19 protein-coding genes and 1 pseudogene are annotated in these 21,162 nt (G+C 37.7%); 7 read left to right on the top strand and 13 right to left on the bottom strand.

From position 1 onward, the window contains the following. Positions 1 to 4: 4 nt before the first annotated feature. The 8 genes from RMX89_RS23160 to RMX89_RS23125 all read right to left on the bottom strand — a co-directional run bounded on the left by RMX89_RS23160 (position 5) and on the right by RMX89_RS23125 (position 11,153). The gene (locus RMX89_RS23160; RefSeq protein WP_322690589.1) at positions 5 to 1,003 is read right to left on the bottom strand and encodes a hypothetical protein; all 999 of its coding nucleotides are present in this window, start codon (positions 1,001 to 1,003) and stop codon (positions 5 to 7) included. 296 nt (positions 1,004 to 1,299) lie between these two features. Then, the gene (locus RMX89_RS23155) at positions 1,300 to 2,598 is read right to left on the bottom strand and encodes a glycosyltransferase family 1 protein (RefSeq protein WP_322690588.1); all 1,299 of its coding nucleotides are present in this window, start codon (positions 2,596 to 2,598) and stop codon (positions 1,300 to 1,302) included. Positions 2,599 to 2,772: 174 nt separating this feature from the next. Continuing rightward, positions 2,773 to 3,738 carry a GDP-mannose 4,6-dehydratase gene (locus RMX89_RS23150; protein WP_322669878.1) on the bottom strand — a complete coding sequence of 322 codons (966 nt, stop codon included), beginning with the start codon at positions 3,736 to 3,738 and terminating at the stop codon, positions 2,773 to 2,775. A gap of 44 nt (positions 3,739 to 3,782) precedes the next feature. Then, a complete protein-coding gene (locus tag RMX89_RS23145) occupies positions 3,783 to 7,517 on the bottom strand; it encodes a glycosyltransferase (RefSeq protein ID WP_322690587.1) in 3,735 nt (1,244 codons plus the stop codon). 26 nt (positions 7,518 to 7,543) lie between these two features. Continuing rightward, complete coding sequence (locus tag RMX89_RS23140; RefSeq protein WP_322690586.1) at positions 7,544 to 8,875, bottom strand: class I SAM-dependent methyltransferase; 1,332 nt, start codon at positions 8,873 to 8,875, stop codon at positions 7,544 to 7,546. Between the two features lie 188 nt (positions 8,876 to 9,063). Next, a complete protein-coding gene (locus RMX89_RS23135) occupies positions 9,064 to 9,804 on the bottom strand; it encodes an ABC transporter ATP-binding protein (RefSeq protein ID WP_322669882.1) in 741 nt (246 codons plus the stop codon). A gap of 4 nt (positions 9,805 to 9,808) precedes the next feature. Further along, a complete protein-coding gene (locus RMX89_RS23130; protein ID WP_322669883.1) occupies positions 9,809 to 10,615 on the bottom strand; it encodes an ABC transporter permease in 807 nt (268 codons plus the stop codon). 409 nt (positions 10,616 to 11,024) lie between these two features. Next, positions 11,025 to 11,153 carry a hypothetical protein gene (locus RMX89_RS23125; RefSeq protein ID WP_322690585.1) on the bottom strand — a complete coding sequence of 43 codons (129 nt, stop codon included), beginning with the start codon at positions 11,151 to 11,153 and terminating at the stop codon, positions 11,025 to 11,027. Positions 11,154 to 11,327: 174 nt separating this feature from the next. Between RMX89_RS23125 and RMX89_RS23120 the strand changes: the two genes are divergently transcribed. The 4 genes from RMX89_RS23120 (at position 11,328) to RMX89_RS23105 (ending at position 14,424) form a co-directional block, all read left to right on the top strand. Then, positions 11,328 to 11,519 (top strand): DUF2862 domain-containing protein, encoded by a 192-nt coding sequence (locus RMX89_RS23120; protein WP_322669885.1) that lies wholly within the window; start codon positions 11,328 to 11,330, stop codon positions 11,517 to 11,519. Positions 11,520 to 11,639: 120 nt separating this feature from the next. Beyond that, positions 11,640 to 12,740 carry an ArsA family ATPase gene (locus tag RMX89_RS23115; protein WP_322690584.1) on the top strand — a complete coding sequence of 367 codons (1,101 nt, stop codon included), beginning with the start codon at positions 11,640 to 11,642 and terminating at the stop codon, positions 12,738 to 12,740. 265 nt (positions 12,741 to 13,005) lie between these two features. Continuing rightward, positions 13,006 to 14,052: a chlorophyll synthase ChlG gene (gene chlG / locus RMX89_RS23110; RefSeq protein ID WP_322690583.1), complete on the top strand. Its 1,047-nt coding sequence runs from the start codon at positions 13,006 to 13,008 to the stop codon at positions 14,050 to 14,052. 84 nt (positions 14,053 to 14,136) lie between these two features. After that, the gene (locus RMX89_RS23105) at positions 14,137 to 14,424 is read left to right on the top strand and encodes a hypothetical protein (protein WP_322669888.1); all 288 of its coding nucleotides are present in this window, start codon (positions 14,137 to 14,139) and stop codon (positions 14,422 to 14,424) included. A gap of 137 nt (positions 14,425 to 14,561) precedes the next feature. On the opposite strand, the gene RMX89_RS23100 is transcribed toward RMX89_RS23105, so the two are convergent. The 4 genes from RMX89_RS23100 to RMX89_RS23085 all read right to left on the bottom strand — a co-directional run bounded on the left by RMX89_RS23100 (position 14,562) and on the right by RMX89_RS23085 (position 18,803). Then, entirely contained in the window at positions 14,562 to 15,515 is a 954-nt protein-coding gene (locus RMX89_RS23100) for an MDR/zinc-dependent alcohol dehydrogenase-like family protein (RefSeq protein WP_322683883.1), read from the bottom strand. A 99-nt stretch (positions 15,516 to 15,614) separates the two neighbouring features. Next, entirely contained in the window at positions 15,615 to 16,187 is a 573-nt protein-coding gene (locus tag RMX89_RS23095; protein ID WP_322669890.1) for a hypothetical protein, read from the bottom strand. A gap of 215 nt (positions 16,188 to 16,402) precedes the next feature. Then, positions 16,403 to 17,209 (bottom strand): inositol monophosphatase family protein, encoded by an 807-nt coding sequence (locus tag RMX89_RS23090; protein ID WP_322690582.1) that lies wholly within the window; start codon positions 17,207 to 17,209, stop codon positions 16,403 to 16,405. Between the two features lie 160 nt (positions 17,210 to 17,369). Beyond that, positions 17,370 to 18,803 (bottom strand): BCD family MFS transporter, encoded by a 1,434-nt coding sequence (locus RMX89_RS23085; protein ID WP_322690581.1) that lies wholly within the window; start codon positions 18,801 to 18,803, stop codon positions 17,370 to 17,372. 234 nt (positions 18,804 to 19,037) lie between these two features. Here RMX89_RS23085 and RMX89_RS23080 point away from each other — a divergent pair, with 234 nt between their 5' ends. From RMX89_RS23080 to RMX89_RS23070, 3 genes and pseudogenes are all read left to right on the top strand, one after another. Continuing rightward, positions 19,038 to 19,847: an Rpn family recombination-promoting nuclease/putative transposase gene (locus RMX89_RS23080; protein ID WP_322690580.1), complete on the top strand. Its 810-nt coding sequence runs from the start codon at positions 19,038 to 19,040 to the stop codon at positions 19,845 to 19,847. A gap of 6 nt (positions 19,848 to 19,853) precedes the next feature. Further along, positions 19,854 to 20,096, top strand: a pseudogene (locus RMX89_RS23075) (hypothetical protein); the annotation flags it as partial. 12 nt (positions 20,097 to 20,108) lie between these two features. Next, positions 20,109 to 20,321, top strand: a complete 213-nt coding sequence (locus RMX89_RS23070) for a hypothetical protein (RefSeq protein WP_322690579.1) — start codon at positions 20,109 to 20,111, stop codon at positions 20,319 to 20,321. Between the two features lie 173 nt (positions 20,322 to 20,494). On the opposite strand, the gene RMX89_RS23065 is transcribed toward RMX89_RS23070, so the two are convergent. Next, positions 20,495 to 20,785, bottom strand: a complete 291-nt coding sequence (locus tag RMX89_RS23065; RefSeq protein ID WP_322690578.1) for a TRADD-N-associated membrane domain-containing protein — start codon at positions 20,783 to 20,785, stop codon at positions 20,495 to 20,497. Between the last annotated feature and the right edge of the window lie 377 nt (positions 20,786 to 21,162).

The raw sequence follows: 21,162 nt of genomic DNA, 5'->3' as shown, positions 1-21,162 counted from the left end.
CTTTTTACACAGCTTTTCTGATAATCATACCAAAGGATGTAGAAGCGAAACGCTCAAATAAAAATTTTAAATGTGCTTCTTGTCGTAGCTCATGTATTTGATTATAGTATGGAGGAATATCAATAAATTTATCTAACACACGAGAACCAATATTGAAATCAAGGGGTGCTACTTGATGGCCTGCCACAGTTAGTTTTTTAGCAATTTGTTCAAAATCTTTTTTTCTAAAAAGTACTGTTCCATAGTTGTCAATAGTTGTTTCTTCTTCTAAATAATTAAACTCTGTCGTCTGTATACTTATTCCTCCAGGAACTAGAGTCTTTAGAGAATTTTCGATAAACAGAAGTCCATTTTTAATGCTACCTAGATGTTCTAATGCACAAGCAGACCAACAGAAATCATATTTACCTTCTAAATAAGCAGGAATAGCATTCATGTCGACATACTTTAGACTCACATTTTTAGTAAATAGTTCTTTTGTACATAATTCAGGACGGAATATCTTTTCTAAAGAAGACATATTTTGTTTAGTTTCTATCCAACCTTGTGCAGCTGATGCTGTTGGATGTAAATCTGTAGCCGTAATCGCAATATCATAAGCAGCTAGAATACTTGGCAGAGGTTCTTCACCACAACCAAAACCTAAACCTTTACGTCCAGGAGTAAGTAAATCATATTCATATAATGCCTGTAAAATATAGCAAAACTCCCACAATTTTCGATGGTATGCTACCGGAATTTTCATCTCTTGACACCAGTAAAAAAACCAATCTGATTCAATATCATTTTGTTGACAAGCTTTGGATTGTAAGTTGATTTTTTGTGGAGATAAATTACTAGGTATTATCAACTGTTCGCGCAAACTACGAGCATATTCATATCCCAAAGTTTTAATGTTCAAGCTTATAGCATCTGTTGTCGAAGAAGGAAGTCTATACTTTTTTTTCAATGCTCTTAAGAGATTCAATATAGGTTTTACGATTTGCAGTATTGTATCTAGCATAATTTTCAACTCGCTTTTTAGTTTATTATGTCAAGCTTAATTGCTTAATGTTGGTCTATTAGCATAATTGTTACTAGTAATAAATAAGTTGATAGTAATTTATTTAACAAATATAATATTAGGAGAATATCTCTCTTTTGCAAACCTTGTTATGGTGTTAATTTTGATAAAATTTTATAGCATTCATACTTAAAAATTGACTGTGAAGTTAATAGCGTAAGTTGTTCTACTTGTGGGTTTTTTAGACAAAAAAGATAGATTAACGAATAAATTTTAAGCTTTTATTCAAACTGAATTTAATTATACAAACAAGAGAGAAACTCTTCAGCAGATTGTTGCCATGAGAATGGTATATACTCATTTTTTATGCGCTCTACCAAATTACTGTAGTAAATATCTGAATCAAGTAGTTCTTTTAAAGCTTCATACAGTTCTGTTGGTTGAGTAGGAGAGAAATATCTACAAAAATCGCCTCCTACTTCAGGCAAAGATCCACCATTGCTAGCAATCACAGGTTTACAGTGTTGTAGTGCTTCTACCACAGGTAATCCAAACCCTTCATAAAAGGAGGCTTGAACTAAACAGTAACAGTTTTGATAGAGAAAATCTAGTTGAGCATCGCTCACTGAACCTAGTATTTGTATGAGCTTGCCATACATTTTATTAGATTCTATCAAGTTATCAGTTTCTGAGTCCCAACCTTTATTACCGGCAAAAATTAAAAATACATCATCATAACTAGAATTTATTAATAAATCAAAGGCTGCAATAATTGTTTTAATATTTTTATGAGGCACTAAACTTCCAACTACTAAAATATATTTTTTATTAAGTAACTTCTGCAATTTTACATTAGGCTTATTATTTTCTTCACTTAGTAATAAATCCTGTTTATAATAATTACTACCCAAGCGAAAGCTTTGAATAATTTGTGAATTATTATTAGCTAATATCCCTTTATTTATCGCATTACTATAATCTTCAGCACTCTTTTTAGAGATACATAATACCTTATCGAATAAAATCGAATAATCACTGTAGAATTTTGTAAAAGCTTTAGTAAATCTCTGAGAAGAAAATTCTGGAAATTTTATGGGAATGAGGTCATAGCATATAACTACAATAGTAACTTTATAAGTTTTTAAAAGTTGTAAAAATCGGTAGTAAGTTTTAGGTAAATCCCAATTGGCATCAGCTATTACATATATATCTCCTGACTGGATTATAGAATCTTCAAATTCAAGGAAAACTTTTTTGTTTGCTGAATTTGAATCAAACCAATCAATTAAATTTAATCTATAAAATAAATTTATAAATTTATTTTTCAGCTTCAAAAGTAGAGCTTGAAGTTTTATATTTATTTTAGTTATTGCGAGATATTTTTTAACCTCGATCGAATGGTCATTTTGCTGTTGATTAAGATTAGTCACTCTCCGCATAAAACTACCATCAAACATAACCGCTACTATTTCTATATCTGTGCGGTTTGAGCTTATTTGCAATAATTCAGAAGTTAGTTCTCGAACTACTCGATGGATTCCAGTATTTTTATATGTATGTTTTGCAGTGTGAGTACAATCTATAAATATCTTCATTCTAAAACCTATTTGAAACTATTTTCATGCAAATTTTTAATAAATTTTTTACTTAAAAAACTTACCTAAGAAAAGCCATAACTAAAAAACTTAGTAGTTACATCCTTAGGTAAGCTATTTTACTTTTTTCCTAGTTTCAAGTGAATGGTTATTTATGATTAAGAAACTAAAAAGCTAACTGCTTAATTTCTTAAGGTCATAATCAACCATTAACTCGACCAATTGACTAAAAGAGTATTGAGGCTGCCAACCTATTCCATTTTTAATTTTATCAATGCAACCAACTAACTGCACTGATTCATCAGCGCGATAAAAAGCGGGGTCAATCGAGACATAATCTTGCCAATTAAGCCCAACACAGTCAAAAGCACACTCAACAAGTTCTTTAACAGAATAGGTTTCACCACTGGCAATGAGGTAGTCATCGGGTTGTTCCTGCTGTAACATCAGCCACATAGCGTAGACAGCATCTTTGGCGTAGCACCAATCACGACGGGCGTCTAGGTTGCCTAATTTTAATTCATTTGCCAAACCTAATTTAATTTGGGCAACTGCGTGCGTGATTTTGCGAAATACAAATTCTGTCCCACGTCGAGGTGATTCGTGAGTATAAGTAATACCACAACAGGTGTAAAGGTTGTATTTCTGCCGATAGTTGACAGTCATCCAATGAGCATAAGCTTTAGCAACTCCATAAGGATTCCGAGGACGAAAGGCAGTGCGTTCGGTTTGAGGCGATTCGTCGGGTTGACCAAAAACTTCACTACTGGATGCTTGATAGAATCTGGCATCAGGTTTGCAGCGACGAATGGATTCTAAGAGGCGGGAAACACCGAGGGCTGTATATTCAGCAGTGAGAGCAGGTTGTGTCCAAGAAAGAGGAACGTAACTTTGAGAGGCGAGATTATAAATTTCGTCAGGTTGACATTCGCTCACTACATCCATGAGGGATGATTGATCGAGGAGGTCGCCGGATACAATTTGAATGTCGCCATAAAGGTGGGTGATGCGCTCTAGGTTACTAGTGCTAGAACGGCGGACTAGACCAAAGACTTGGTAGCCTTTTGCTACGAGTAGTTCGGCAAGATATGAACCATCCTGTCCGGTTAACCCGGTGATTAGGGCTTTTTTTGTTGTCATGCTCACTTTTTTTTACAATATATTTCTTCTCTGGAAATACTGAATTATAGCATTGTTACTTTTGGTTTAATACCAACTAAAACTGGATATAGTCCTAACGATAAAACTCGAAACTCTAGTACAGATGTTGTATTTATAGTAAACTTTAGTTTTGTTTTCTCTTTCTTGAAAATATCTCTTAAAGTAAGTTCTTTTTTGGCTAGAACTAGCGCACCAGAATTAGTAGAAATATCTGCGATCGCTACAACTAAATCTAGATTCCTTCTAGATATTTCATTATCATCAGAGGCAAAGATTTCAAATTCAACTAAATATTTACCTTTGCAATAAGAATCGTAAGGGCCAAAGATTGCAAATCCTTGTCCATCATCAGGATTTACATTCACAAAATACTCTTGCTTGATTTCGATTATTGAACCAATGCCATGAAAAATTACCTCATTTTTAATTTTTTGGTTTTCCAGATAAAACTCCTGCATTCGCTTCATTAGAGTTTTATCGGCAAGATCAATTTCTTGAATTTTTTGAGATGTTAGCCACCAAACAAAGCAATTTTGCGGATCTTCATTAATTGCCTTTTCAATCTCTTCTTGATGGAAATTTATGTCTAAACAAGGTTCAATATATCTGCCAAATAAATTAGGCGGCATTCCTAACAAGTCTTTTGGAATTAAACCGAATGAATCTTGAATTTTAAAACCTGAGATTGGCAACAGCTCACATACTTGTTTAAAAGTCAGTTCATGTATATGTTCTGGCTGTTTCCATCCATATCTATTAGTAACAGTATAATTGGGACTATCAAGTACAAAAATGCCATTTGGTTTAAGTACTCTATTGACTTCTAACAGGAAACTTACCTGTGATTCCCAAGATATATGTTCAATAAATTGACCAGCAAATACTAAGTCAAAACTTTGTGACTCTATTAACTTTAGATCGTCTCCATCATGTTGAATCCAAGTTACATTATTTGGTAAATCTAATGGCTTTGAATTTAAATCTATACCAGTGTGATTTTCAATATAGTAAGGATAAAATTTATCGAACCACTCAAAGTACCAATTTCCAGCACATCCAATACTTAATATTTCCTTAGATTGTGGTATTTTTGCAAGGCAAATAGAACGACATTCGTGTAAAAAATCATTAAAGTTGAGTTTTTTTCCTAAAGGAGGCTGTATGAGTATTGCAGTATTGTTTAAATCAAAATTGTTTAAATCAAAATTTTCAACGACTTGCTGTTCTTCCTGATAGGAATTATCAATAGCTCTAGCAAAAGTAGTAAGTACTTTTTTAGATGCATTAGGTATAACTTTAGCTAATTCACGTCCTACATAGTCAGCAAGTTCTTTACTTTTTGCTTGAGGTGAAGAAAGTATTTGCTGGATAAGCTCTGCATATAAATTGGCACACTTATCTGGACAATGTTCCTTAGCAATATAATTATATGCATTTTCGCTCAGGGATTTTCTGTAGTCTGAGTTTTGAGTTAGTAAAATGAGAGATTTCAATATTTCTTCTACTTCATCACTTTGTCCAGGATGGGGTATTTTGAACACCACATCATTGGGAAAATCAGAGAAGGAACCGATATCTGTAACAATAGTGGGCTTACCAACAGACAAAATTCGCAAAAGTGATGCAGAGCTTTCTCCGTTAAAAGGAAATCTTAAGTTGAGGCATATATCTGATACTTCTATGTAACGGTAAAAATCCGGCATATTGACATAGCCAGTAACTTTTACTCGATCTTGTAAACTTAGTTTTTTAATTTCATTTTCTATATTAATTGTACCAAGGTAATCAGTACCACCCACAAATACTAAGTAAGCATTAGGTTGAGTTACAAGATACTTCTTAAATGCATAAATAATTTCTAGGGGACGTTTAGTTTTATTGATAAATCCAAAGGTTGATATTATAAGTTGATCGTTTGGAAGACCCAACTCTTTACATTGATCTATTAGTGATTTTTCCTTAACAACATACTTTGGCACTATCTGAGGTATATGAACAATATGGCTATTATCATTACTAAATTCTTTAATAGCAGAATTATAAGCCCATTTACTGTGTAATATAACTCCTAGAGAACGCGTAAAAATTCTTCTATTTACATAAAGACCTACTTCTGATAATTTCTCATTAATATCTAAATCTTTTGTTTTTAAAAGGTTTAAAATTTGTAATGCTTTATCTTTTCCATAACAGTGTTCTAGTTCTTGAGAAAATTTAATCCCAAGTTCTGGACAACGAGCTTCCATATAATTAATTAGCCCTCCCAAGTAATAGTCATGTAACACGGATATTCCAGGATATCTCATTAATTGGGAGTACATATAAGAATGGTAACTACTATTCCCTATCTGGTAAATAATACTTTCATAAAATTGAGACTTTAATTTCTCTTCAAATTTACTATGAGAAAATAAGTTATTACTAATATTAACCTCGGGCAAATAACTATCATCATGGTATAAATCAAGGTTAATATGTTTTCCCAATGATGGTAACAAGTCCCAACTATAGTCTGCTATACCAGATTTAGCTGGTGGTAATGGGCTAAAAAAAGCAATTTGTGGTTTTTGATTAACTGAAATAGATACTTTATTTATTAGCTGATGCTCTTGAAACACATCAAGTATATTTTGAGCAACTGATTGCCAAGAAAATTTTGCTGATTGCTGAAGTGCATCTTCTGAGATTTTTGTTCTAAGGTTCTCATCAGATAGAACTTTTTGCATGATGGCAGCCATATCAGAAGGTGAGTATGGATCGAATAGTAATTCATCAGAACCTAAAATTTCTGGTAAGGATGAGGTATTACTTGCAATCGATGGTGCGCCACATGAAATAGCTTCCAATAGCGGTAAACCAAAGCCTTCATAAAAAGAAGGAAAAACGAATAGAGAGCAGGTTGAGTATAAAGCTCTTAATTCTTCATCTGTAACATAATTTGTTAATATTATAGATTTATTAATTCCTAATTTTGACGCGAAGCTAGTTATTTCTTTACTAAAATGCTCAGAAACTTTGCAGGCAATTACTAATTGGTAACATTCTTGCAAATTTTTGGGTAAGGCAGAAAAAGCAGTGACTAACCCTTCAATGTTCTTTCGCCAATCTTCGCCTCCCGTATAAAGAATAAATTTTTTGTAAATACCAAATTTCCTTGCAAAAGTTTCGAGCCAAGCTTGGTGTTCATGAGCAGCAATGGGAGTGAAAAAAGCAGAAACACCACCCGAAACGTTTAAAACTCTTTCAGGAGGTATATCGAGAAATTTAATTACATCTTGGCGGGTAGCTTCCGAGATTGCAAATATAAAATCAGCATTTTGTATATTTTTTAAGCGCTTCATGTAGAGTGAGCGCATATTGGACTCGCTTAAGTATCTATCAGAAAAGATGAGAGGTATTAAATCATAGCAAATGACAAAAACTTTTTTAGAAAAATCGCTATAATCAGGTATTGTAGAGTCTAAACCTTCCATCGGGCTAGGTAGAAATATTATATCAACATCTGCTGCCATTAAAACAGTTTTTAATAGTAGTTCATTGATGTCGCAACTACCAATGTAAGGGTAATTTACAGAATTATACTTAAAGTAATTATCATCCAGTTCTGGGACTGGTAGATTATTATTCGTATATAACTGGTAACTGAAAGTATTTTGCTGTTTAAATAGAGCTTCTATTACAGATTGTGTATAACGGCCAATACCTCTATTTCTAGAGTTATTTGTTTGCAGAGCTTGAAGATCAATGGCTATTTTCATGCTGCGTAAATTTGAGATTTAATTTTTTATACAAAGTTTTTTTTACATACCAACATAGCTACTGCGCCAGGAAGGTAATTATCTGGATTATGTTCTTTTTCAGATGCTTCTAATTCATTTTCAGTGATAAGCCAAGTAAAATCATCCTTACGTACTCCATAGGATATTTGAACTACCCTGAAATCCTGAATTAGTTTTTGTAGTGATTCTTGGTTATATATTCGATGTACTGGTGTTAAAGCTTTTTTCCCATAGGGAACTGTAAGGATAAAACTACCTTCTGGTTTTAAAAGTAAACTAATCTGTTGGACAGCTTTAAAATCGTAATTTTCCTCTTTTTTATCTCCATACCATCCTAAACCAATGTGTTCCAAAGTTGATAAAGCAACCACACAATCAAAGCTAGCTGACGGTAATACAGGGTTACAGATATCAGTTTTAACAAACTTTAAGTTGGGATGAAATAATGCTATGGGGCGAATGTCTATCGCTGTAACTGAATAATTAAAACTAGCTAACTCATAGGAAAGGAGACTTTCAGCAGCCCCTACATCCAAGACTGTTATACTGCTTGATTCATACAAACGGGCAAGAGATTGTAAAACAAAAGTCTTCTCGAATATTCTCTCATTAGTTCCTGCCCAGTAAGCTTTGCCATTTTCGCGATAGCCCACAATTATTGGTTCATTGAACCATAAACCACTAGCAATTTTAGATTCTTCATTAGAAGAGGCTTGGTTCGTTACACTGTTGTCAGCTTGTAATTCAGTAGAAATTTGCTCTATTTTCTGCTCAAGTTGAGAAAGCTGTTCTATTTTCTGCTGAAGTTGAGGTAATTGGTCTATTTTTTCTTCAAGTTGAGGTAATTGGTCTATTTTTTCTTCAAGTTGAGAAAGCTGTTCTATTTTTTGTTCAAGTTGAGGTAGTTGGTCTATCTTCTGTTTAAGCTGAGAAAGTTGGTCTATTTTCTGCTTAAGCTGAGAAAGTTGTTCTATTTTCTGCTCAAGCTGAAAAAGCTTCTTATTTACCTCTTTATCCCTTGTAGAATATTCATCGGTTTTTTGGATTAAATTGTATAAAAGTCGTCTAACAGCAGAATTATAATAAACTTGTCTTTTAAAGATAGGCCATGATATTTTTTTTAAAATATTTTTTAGCCATTTACGAATAGTATTTGTATATATATCATTAAAAAATAATAAATAGTTACCATCAATTTCTGTAACATAACTATTATTTAGTGGTTGATGAGGTAGAGTTTCGCTTGATTCTTCTTCCTCATTTCCAGCTGGACGATAAAATCTAACGGATTGTTGATAAACATCACTTATACGCTCTAGTATTTTTTCGTAATCCATCTGATTCTCCTGAAATTTATCATCAATCATTCTTCACAAAAGAATACATTTTTGTTTAAAGCTTAACTACAATTTTTGCCTAAGTATATCTAATCATATAGTCTTTCAAGTCAGGTGATTCATAAAATCATTTTACTTAAGGCAGAATTACTACTGATAAGTAAATAATTCATATTAGATAATTTAGATTAAATTTTACTTACTGAGTTTAAATAGTAGTCGGCAGTTTCATCCGCGTTTCCCATAAAACGCACTTTTCCTTGATCTAACCAAATTCCTCTAACACAAGATTGTTTGATAAATTTTAAATCATGAGAAACTACTAATACAGTAGCGTTCTGATTCCAAAATTGCTCAATTCTTCGCTTACACTTGTTTTTGAAACTTTCATCTCCTACCGACAATACTTCATCTAATATCAAAATATCCGGCTGTATATCGGTGGCGATCGCAAACCCTAATCGCGCTACCATTCCAGAAGATAATCCCTTCACTGGTACTAATGCATAATCTTCTAACTCTGCAAACTCTAATATTGAAAGCGTTCTTCTTCGCATTTCTGCTCGGGAATATCCCAGTAATACGCCATACAACAAAATATTATCCATCACAGAAATTTCTGCATCAAACCCCGCTCCAAGTTCAATCAATGGCGCAATTTGACCTCGTACTCGCACTAATCCGCTAGTAGGTTGTAAAATCCCAGAAATTATCTTTAATAATGTTGATTTACCAGAGCCATTTGCCCCTATAATACCTATTTTTTCACCTTTTTCAACAACTAAATCAATTTCATTTAGCACCTGTTTCTTCGCAGGCTGGTGATATTTACCTTCCAAAAAAGATAGGAGTGTTTTCTTTAGATCATAAGAAAACTCTTCTTGCGTTCGTCGCCACAGCGAAACTCGATCTAGGCGAATTACTTCCATTTATTTACAGCAAATCCATAAATTGATGCCGCCACAGTTGAAAACAAACCCATCCCAGTGACAAAATAATTATGCCACTCAGCAAGGCTCCCCAAATTAAACTTAAATCTGGTAGCATTCCCGATAGTGTAATCTGCCGGATACTTTCAATAACTGGTGATAAAGGATTTAATCCTAAAAATGCTTTTACTGTTTTTGGAACAATGTCTGGCGGATAAAATACAGGACTACCGATCCAAATTACAAATACAATTAACTCATAAAAATAAGGTAAATCTCTAAAAAATACATATAAAGCGCTGACCAAAAAACCAACTCCCATACAGACTAAAACCAGCGCTAAAAATGGAACCAGCAATGCTACCACGTTTAATAAACTTTTGGATTTAACAAAAGTTATTATTCCTAATAAAGGCAACACTCCAACGGCAAACTGAAACACATTTGCTGCAATCATTGATACTGGGAAAATACTGACTGGCAGACGAATTTTATTTAAAAGTGAGCCGTTACCTACTACACTACTCAGTGCCTGAGAAGTGGAAGCTGAAAAAAAGTTGATTACCACCAGTCCTGTAAATGCTGCTAATACATAGTTTGGGATTGAGTTATTGTAATACGACGAAAACGTTGTTCCAAAAATTGCAGTGTATAGCCCGGTCATAATCAACGGGTTCAATAGCGACCAATAAACCCCTAGAAATGAACCTCGGTAACGCACTTTCAGATTTCGCGCTACCAAGACGTGCAGCAATTCCCAGTAGCGCCACACTTGCAACCAAGTTGAATTACTTTTAACCGAAAGCTTCATCCTTACACACCGCTACAGTTCATAGCTAAATTATTTGCAGATTTTATACTATTGGTGGCTACTTTACCGCATTACTTTAACAATAAAAACTTTATTTTAAAAAGCGTTGTTAAACATAAGTTACTATGGGACTCATATCTGATTTTTGAACAATATTTTAGATAAAACCCTTATAAAATAAGCTTTTCAGTCTCAGTATGTTTTTAGAAATCAAATCGAAGTCCTAATAGTTACCATTTTTATACTCTTAATCACATCCTATCCGGGCAAGACCAATGAATTTATCAATTGGTTCCTAGAACTGAGCGATCGCAAATAATTAGGACTTTTACCATATAATTGCTTTATAGTCAATAAAAATGCTTTTATTCAGATATTTGTTCATGGAACGATCGAAGCGCTGCTCTATCTAGCGAAGTTGTGCGATCGCAGCCGTTCCTGTGACAACTGCAATTGTGCTTTCGGTGTCTATTGTTGCCCGACAATAGCAATTTTCTCTGTTAGAAGTACGCGATCGCTTTTGGGTGTCTTTGAACAAAAAAGACAAACATTAAGTATTTACCTGTTTGGTTGCCGATTTAATTTTAAGCTGTTAAGTCAGGAGTTAGGAGTTATTCTTTCTCATCTCTCCCTCATCTGCCCTGAATTGATGAGAGCAGAGTCACGGATTCCGCTACACTGAGACTTGGTTTATCTGAAATTGTAATCAGGCATGGAAATCGGACAAAAGGTTAAAGTTTTTCGTTTACGCGATCGCGTTTCTGCCCCAGTTGTAAAAAAACTCGGACAAGTGGGTATCATCCAAGGCTACAAAGTCACTGATGGTGGTGGAATCGGTGTAGTGGTTCTGTTTGAAGACAATTATTCTACTTGGTTTTTTGAAGATGAAATCAAACCTGTGTAGTAGTAAAAAACTCAGATCCGGATTTTTCTTTGGCTCTGAAGTTGAAAGCACAGGTTGAGAGTCTATATTGAGTGCTAAGTTGGAGTTGAAAAGATCGGCGGTGAAAATAGGAATCAACTAATGGCTCAAATATTGACATTTTTGGGCAAAGGCGGAACCGCTCGTACCAAAATTGCGATCGCCGCCGCCAAATTATTGGCAAGTCAAGGCAAGCGCGTACTTCTAGCAGGACAAGCAGAACCAACATTGTCAATCCTGTTAGGGACTCCCATTGCTGCCGATCCTCAAGAAATCTCTCCCAAGTTACAGGCGGTACAGTTTCAAGCATCTGTACTGCTTGAGCGCAACTGGGACGAAGTGAAAAAACTTGAGGCGCAATATCTCCGCACGCCCATCTTCAAAGACGTTTTTGGTCAAGAACTGGTAGTCTTGCCGGGGATGGACAACGCCCTAGCGCTGAACGCTATTCGCGAATATGATGCCAGTGGCAAATATGATGCGATCGTCTACGATGGCACGGGCGACTCTTTAACGCTGCGAATGTTGGGTTTGCCAGAATCTCTGAGTTGGTATGTCCGGCGATTTCGGCAATTGTTTGTCAACTCCGACTTGGGGAAGACAATTACTGAATCACCCTTGATTCAACCGCTGATTAGCAGTTTTTTCAATATCAACTGGACAGCGGATAACTTTGCCACTCCCACTAACCAAGTCAATAATTTCTTAGAAAAGGGGAGAGCCGCTCTGTCCGATCCCAAGCGTCTCGCTGCTTTCTTAGTGACTACAGGAGATCCGATTGAAGTAGCAAATGCTCGTTATTTATGGGGTAGCGCTCAACAAATCGGTTTAACTGTCGGTGGTGTTTTGCTTGTGTCTACTGAGACAAATATCAATCTGTCAGAGGAATTTATACCCTTACCTGTAAGCGTCGTTCCCAACTCGCCCACGGGTGATTGGCAACCACTGATAGACGCTCTACCCAACTTTGAAGCACAAGCTTTACAGGCTCCCAAACCTATTGAAATAGACATCCACAATCGTCAGGTACGCTTATTCTTACCAGGATTTGACAAAAAGCAAGTCAAACTTACCCAATATGGGCCAGAAGTCACGGTAGAAGCAGGAGATCAGCGACGCAATATTCCCTTACCCCCGGCTCTGAGTGGCAGACCCGTTGCTGGAGCAAAGTTTCAGAATCATTATTTGATAATTTCGTTTTAAGTTAGTTATGAGTAGGAACAAAGTTAGGAGTTAAGAGTGAGGAGTTAGGAATAAAAATAATAATTCACGCCTGATGTGAATTAGAAAAGCCTCTTATCGCATAAGGGTTTCTAGACTCGCCCAAAATTGTATGATTGGGAATACCCACGAAATTACAAGGGTTTCTAGACTTAATTCACATTAGACGTAATTCATAACTCCTAACTCCTAACTAATAATTCATAACTTCTAACTCCTAACTCCTCACTCTAAAAAAATACGCCTTATGTCAGAATCAACTCCCATTCCCCCAGACCCTAACCCATCTGAAGCACTAGACTCAGTGGCAAATAATCTCAATGAGCAAGCGATCGCATCTGCCGATCGCAATGCGAAAACTAGGCAGATGTTGGGGATGAAAGGTGCAGCGTCTGGAGAAACTTCGATTTGGAAAATTCGTTTACAGCTCATGAAGCCCATCACCTGGATTCCCTTAATTTGGGGTGTAGTCTGTGGTGCGGCTTCTTCTGGTAACTATACTTGGACGCTGGAAAATGTGTTGAAGGTAGCAGCCTGTATGTTATTGGCTGGGCCATTGATGACAGGTTACACCCAAATCCTTAATGATTACTACGATCGCGAAATCGATGCCATCAATGAACCTTATCGCCCGATTCCCTCTGGAGCAATTCCCTTACCCCAGGTAATTATTCAGATTTGGGTATTACTGATTGCTGGCTATGGTTTGGCATTTGCGCTAGATGTGTGGTCTGGTCATGAATTCCCGACAATTACAGCGATCGCGATTATTGGTTCTTTCATCGCTTATATTTATTCTGCGCCTCCCCTGAAACTCAAGCAAAACGGCTGGCTAGGTAGCTACGCCTTGGGTGCAAGCTACATTACTCTACCTTGGTCTACAGGACACGCTTTATTTGGAGAACTGAATTCCACAATTGTGATCTTGACAATGTTCTACAGCTTGGCTGGATTGGGTATTGCCATTGTCAATGACTTCAAGAGTGTAGAAGGCGATCGCCAGCTAGGATTAAATTCACTACCCGTAATGTTTGGCATCACCACTGCGGCATGGATTTGTGTAGCGACAATTGATATATTTCAAGGATTGATTGCAGCTTATCTCGTCAGCATCCACGAAAATTTGTATGCAGCAATACTAGTACTGTTAATCATCCCGCAAATCACCTTGCAGGATATGTATTTCCTACGCGACCCTGTGAAGAATGATGTTAAGTACCAAGCTAGTGCCCAACCTTTCCTTGTTCTGGGAATGCTGGTAACAGGTTTAGCCCTGGGTCATGCTGGCGTTTAATTTGTACCTCCATAGTTGGGAAGTTAAGAATTAGGAGTTAAGAGTTAATATACTTTTAACTCCTAATTTGTATCAGGACATACTATGCTTCAATTGATATTTTTCTTAATTAATGGGATTCAACCTTTATTAGTCCCGATTTGTTTTGTAGTTGCTTGGACTGTAACTATTCTGGTTGTGTTGAGTCTCTGGACGGCCGCACGAGATAGTGTTAGTACAGCCAAGCAAATGCATCAAATTCCCTGTACTGGTTGCCAATTTTTTACCGATAATTACCGTCTTAAATGTACTGTACGCCCATCTATTGCCAATACAGAAGAAGCAATCTATTGTCGTGACTATCAACCAAAGACTAATCCTTATCTATATTAGGGAGTGGGGAAGCAGGGGAGCAGGGAGATGAGAGGACAAGGGGACAAGGAGATAAACAAAACTCCTAACTCTTAACTCTTAACTCCTAACTCAGCACTCAGCATTCCTAATGCCCAATGCCCGATACCCAATGACAATTAACTAATCTCTAACAATATCTTTAAAACACCCCGACTCTGGGCGTGTTCAAAAGCTGCAAGCCCTTCAATGAGAGGGTAGGTGGCATGAATCAGGGGTTGCACATCAACTTGTCCTGTGGCTAGTAGCTGGAGGGCTGGGGTAAAGGGGCCACAACGGGAGCCGATGAGGGTGATTTCATCTACTACTAAGGAAGAAGCATCTAGGCTGAGGTTGCCAGCATAAGTACTTTTCAGTACAAGCGTACCACGGGGACGGAGAGCGCGGCGGGCGATCGCAAATCCTTCTGGATTGCCAGTGCATTCTACTGAGATATCGAAATATCCATCTGTAATATCATCAGCTAGACTCGTTTTTATTCCCCGTGCTTCTAAGTTAGCCAGTTTTTCTCGATGACGCCCCACAGCTACGAGTTCACAGCCAGTTAGAGCTAGTGTCTGAGCTACTAATTGCCCTAGTTTGCCATCTCCAACTACTAGCACCCGATGGTTTGGATGCAATGGCACTTGCTGCTGAATTTCCAAAGCTGCTGCTACAGGTTCAGTAAATGTTGCTACTTCTGTTGGCACATTATCGGGTACTAAATGCAGGTTCTCTACCGGCAAACAAAGATATTCACTAAAGGCACCGTTGCGATTGACAATACCCAAAACTGTACGATTTTCGCAATGAGTTGGTTGTCCGCTACGACAAAACCGACAATGCCCACATACAGCATTGATTTCTCCAACTACGCGTTGGTTAACTAAGTGTTCTGGCCCTTGTTCGACAATGCCGACAAATTCATGCCCTAAAATACCAGTGTAGGGATAGTAGCCTCTAAGTAGTTCCAGATCGGTATTACAGATACCTGCACGCAAGACGCGTACTAAGGCTTCTCCCTGTGGCGGCTCAGGAACCGGAATATCTGTGCGTAATTGCAACTGCTTATTTTCGAGCCAAAGTCCTTTCATTTCTCTTCACGTCCTTTGCCTAATTATGTTGTCAATATCACTTTGAAAAATGTTTGCAAATAAATATAGGGGTATACATCCGTAACCCCATACCCACACCTATGTCTCTGTAGAAGGTATTTCTTTAATTTTGGTTACATCAACTTTGCTTAACCAAGTAACTAAATCGTCTGAGCCAAGTGCAATCTCACTTCCCAAGGTTTTGATATAAAGAAGTCCGTCACTGATAATTAAATCTCTAATTGGGTACCATGAATCTCGTGTTCTAATCAGAAGTTCCAACGGAATCCCTGGTCTTGAACTATGTTTGCAATATTTCCACCAGGCCCGCCATAGAATGACACATTTAGTACAATTCATCTGATAGCCTTTGGGAACTTCGCAGTATTGATACTGATAGAAACCCCGACTATCTACTTCTCCTTTGAGAATATAACTATATTCTGCTAATGCCTGATTTATCAATTCCCACTGGGTTGATTTTGGAGAAATCGAGAATTCAGATAGGGTATTTGATAGTTGAGCAGTGGCAATTACGCCTTCAGATTTTGCTGTTAGTTGGTTTATTTTATACACTGTTTGCGCTGTCAAAACAGGATTTGACAACAAAACGTCTTTTTTTTGAATAGAGTTTTGTACAAACTCTCGAATTAAATCTAGATTAGACAACATAAAATTTTTTATACTAAATTAACCAGTGTGATGAAAGTCACAATTATACTTAAATTAATAACTACACTGGTTTTGCACTTAAATCAGGATTATTACTAGCTTTATTTATACTCAATTCTTTGTTTGACTTGGGTTTTGTTAAGTTTAATATCGCTTATGCAATACTCCGAAAGGCTGATTGACAAAAGCGCTTTCTTAAGGTAGAAACTTGCAAATTAAATTTTTACGCCTTCGAGAAAAGGTTGAAATACCGGAATTAATTCGGCACGACTAACCACAAGGGTGGGAAAAGAGCGATCGCTATAATCTTCTCCCGGTGACAATGGAAACGGTTCTGACTTCAGCGAAGCCCAGACTCCACCAGCAGCTTGGACAATTACCCAAGCCCCGGCTAAGTCCCAAACTTTTGGTGTCGCCTCAATCCCACCGAGAGTAGCCCCAGTAGCAACTGTCAAAAAGTTATAGCTAGCTACACCCAACATCCTAATTTTGCAAGGAAAGCCATTTTTGATAGCTGCGGTGCTACGGGAACAGAGGTTAAAAAAGTGATTATTGCTAGGACTATCTACACTGGTGTGGATGGGGTGGTTGTTGAGAAATGCTCCTATTGGGGGTGTTAACCCAGATGAACCTGCCCAAAACCCATGAAAAGCTTGATTCAGAGTTGGGGCGTAAATATACCCAAAAATGGGCGTACCTCGATACAGCAAACCCAGAGATATTGTCCAGATGGGAATGCCGCGTGTGAAGTTCGTTGTACCATCAAGAGGATCGATTACCCAGCACCACTCAGTACCGGGAAATGACTGATCGCTCTCTTCGCTCAAAATGCCGTAGCCAAGGAAAGTAGAAGCGATCGCATCCCGAATTTCCCGATCTGCCCATTTATCTGCTTGCGTCACCAAACTACCATCAGCTTTTTGGTCAGCCTGTACTTGCCCAAAATCTTGCATTAGTTGCTTGCCCACTCTGGTAGTGGTAGTTTGGGCAAAATCAAGAATTGTTGTCCAAAAATCATTCATTGGTTATTAGTCATTAGTCATTAGTCATTGGTCATTTGTCACTTGTACTGAGCGTATCGCTAAAGCGAAAGCTCCGCTAACGCATAGCGTCTCGTAGAGAAGCCGAAGTATTGGTCATTTGTCCCATGCCCCATGCCCCATGCCCCATGCCCTATACAGTTTAATCTAAATCGCTTTCTAAAACTGAAGCGATCGCTTGCTTGGTACTGGTTTGAAATTCTGTGATGTTCACCCGATTCAGAAACCAAATCGACAGCACCATTCCTACCGCTTCTAGAACGAATACCAGTCCATAAGCTAACTCTGCGCTAGGTAACAGCTTGCGTCCAATATCCAAAACTGTACCTCCAATTACCACGGCGATTCCTCTAGAGATGGACTGCGCTAATCCCCATGCTCCAATAAACGTACCTGCGGCTTCTGCTGCTGTGAGATCCAACATCAAGCTAATTGCGGCTGTAGTTAAGAAACCTGTGGCTAAACCGAACAAGACCAAACTTAGTTTAAGAACTGCTGCATTAGCTGTGAATCCTGAGATACCTAGCAATATTGCACAGAATGCTACCAACATACAGCCAAAACGTGCAGTTCTGCGCTTACCCAAACGCGGGATAATATAAAAGCCCGTAACGCCATAAGCAATCAATAGACCTGTTCCATAAAAAATATTTAATTTGGTACTTTCCGCTAGGGGCATTTTAAATACTTGACCCGCATAAGGTTCCAAAATTGGGTCTTGCATAAACAAACTGATAGTCATCACCAATAAAAAGGTGAAAAATATACCTGTTTGTGGACTAGCTGTCAAAATTTTCCAAGCATTGCCTAGAGTGATGCTATCTTCCCGATTCACCAATGTAGAACGGGTTGAGTATTGAGAGTATTTTTTTTCTACGCCAAATGTCGCTGCGATCGCTAAACCAAATACAATTGCTGGGACAATAGTAAACAATCGGTTGATTGCTGGCTGCAAGGTTTCTATAGTTGCTTCTGGAGTTAACTGCTTGAGCAAACTAGCACTGATAATCGCGCCAACAATAATCCCCACCATTAGCATCGACCAAACCACACCGACTACTTTGGAACGGTTATCTTCTTCAGATATATCCACCAACAAAGCAGCAAAAGCAGTACCGCTAGCACAAATTCCTAGACCGTATACAGCGAAAACTAAAGCCAAAAGTGCTGTCCAACCGATTGTTTGGGTTGTCCATACCCAACCACCTGCACTATTTCCAGCAAGATTCATCTGCCACATTACTTGTACAGCTAAAAATGCTGCGATCGCAAATATTGCCGCGCCCACCCAAACATAAGCTGTGCGGTGGTTTCCCCATAACGGCTTGGCATCGGAAATCTGGCCGAACCAGACACGGGAAGGAGCAACAAATAAAGGCAGTGCTAGAACTACCGATACCAGCGTCGCCGGAATTGCTATTTCTTGAATCATGACTCTGTTGAGTACGCCTAGAGTCAAGATGGACATCATGCTCAACCCCATTTGAAATAAACCCAGGCGGAACATGGTCAGCAGGTTTACCCTTGGCACAGATAGGGATTTTGTTTTGGTATCAAATACTTCACCGCTTGCCATAGCTACTTTTTCGTATGCTTTATAGGATTTAATTTCTCTCTTTAAATAAAGATAAACCCTACTCACTCCAAATCAGCGAACGAAAAGTTGAAGTTGCGATTTGGCAAGCGATTATACACCTTGATTAGCGTAGGCTTCAGCCAAGTTCCGATTAATTTTTAGGACTTGGTTGTAATGTGCGATGTCTACGACGGGCTACGCCTACGCATAACCAGAGAATTTTAGGATGAAATAGTGAAACGAGACTCCATTTACTATCAAATTTTTAAGCGCTTTCCTGGGTTACTCTTTGAACTGATTGATGTCCCTCCTCCTCAAGCACAAAACTATCGATTTGAATCACTTGAAGTCAAAGAAACGGCTTTCCGCATCGATGGTGTTTTTTTACCTCCAGACGATGCAACATCCAGAGTTATCTTTTTTGCTGAAGTTCAATTCCAAAGAGATGAAGCTCTTTACCATCGGTTCTTTACCGAGTCGCTGATGTACCTGAACCGGAATCGTTTTCAGTATGATGACTGGTTCTGTGTGGTAATTTTTTCATCACGCTCTTTGGAACCAAGCGATCAAAAAACTCATCGAATATTTCTCAATAGCGACCAAGTGCAGCGAATCTATTTAGATGAGTTAGGCGCGACTAATCAGCAGCTAATAGGCATCAACTTGATGCAGTTGACTCTAGCATCGGATGAAGTGATGGCAGAGCAGGCAAAGCAATTGATTGAGCGGGTAAAATTAGAGGAAACGGACACACTGCCGCAAAACGAAATACTCAATATCATAACCACAATTGCCGTTTATAAGTTTTCGACCTTGAGTAGAGAGGAAGTTGAAGCTATGCTGGGATTGACTTTAGAGCAAACAAGGGTTTATCAAGAAGCGAAAGCCGAAGGTCGAGAAGAAGGTCGAGAAGAACGCGAAGCTGAAATGTTGAAACTTACCGTCCCTCTGTTACTAAAAACAGGGATGAGTGTGGAGCAGATTGCTCAACACCTCAATGTTGATATAGAAGCTGTCCAGATTGCCGCACAACAAAATACATAGAATTAGGAAGTTAAAGCTATGCTGGGATTAACTTTGGAGCAAACAAGAGTTTATCAAGAAGCGAAAGCCAAAGGTCGAGAAGAAGGTCGAAAAGAAGGACGAGAAGAAGGACGAGAAGAACGGGAAGCTGAAATGTTGAAACTTACCGTCCCTCTGTTACTAAAAACAGGGATGAGTGTGGAGCAGATTGCTCAACACCTCAATGTTGATATAGAAGCTGTCCAGATTGCCGCACAACAAAATACATAGAATGGGCATTTTATGTCTGTTGTCATATTTTTGCAAAATGACAAGAGCTTGATTAAAATCCTCAATTGCCCTTTTATGGTTTCCAGAGCGATCGCACCAAAATCTGACATATTTAAGATGCTCATGACTTCATCGGAGTTGGGACTGGGTAGCAGGCGACTTCAGTCTCTAACGTTTGATATCCCCTCTAAACTTCCTCTAAAAACGCCTAAACGCTACACATAAGCCACATAAAACTTTTGATATGGGGCTTATCATGTAACCCTAACTCGATTAAACACATTTAGACATGATTAGACATTAACAGTGGCTAACTCAGATATTTGCTTGCCTTGGCTTTTACTCCTAATACTGTTGTCCTAGTTATTACGGATCTAAAAAAGAAAAAATCCATCATACTAGCCCAATTTGTCTATTATCTCACGCAGTTCTTCTTTCGCCTGCTTCGCCTGCTGAACACTTGCAATGGTCGCCAGTAATCCACTTCCAGATGTAAGGCTAGCTTCTGATACTTTGTCAAAATAAAGAAGCCCAACACCAAATAAAGTGATTAAGGCAGATGCAGCAGTGATGCCAAGTGCGAGGTTATAGCTATACCGAACTTGACGCAATAATTCTCGAATAATTTCTTCTTTTATATCACTGTAGTTATCGCCAATTTGCGGTTTTATGAAAAATTTAAACTGCATTGCTAACCTCCAAAATACTGTATTATCTAAACTGGACACTAGGGTATTCATTACTCCAACAATCATAAAGAGTAAAGAGACTGACTCTTAAGAGTATCTTATCTCTTCATATCGATAATAAATCTTAAAGTGTCCCTTTCGATAGCTATTGGTATTCTTCAATATTTATTTGAGTACCAGCTTAAAACCAAATTGAAGTGATTTAAGACCCATATAAATAATTATTGGGGTTATTTTTTATCTGGCAACTTGAAAGATTTCAGGCTTACAATTTTTAGATGGCTTAATAGTTAATTTTTTTAGTTTGCTCATAAAATTTATAAGCCTGAAATTATTTAGGTTTGTTAATGTCACTTTTTAACCTTTTGACAATGATT

Source organism: Nostoc sp. DedSLP04 (assembly GCF_034530775.1).
In the GTDB taxonomy this organism is placed as follows: Bacteria; Cyanobacteriota; Cyanobacteriia; order Cyanobacteriales; family Nostocaceae; genus Nostoc.
The sequence above is the reverse complement of the archived record's forward strand: the minus strand, read 5'-3'. Positions and strand labels throughout refer to the sequence as shown.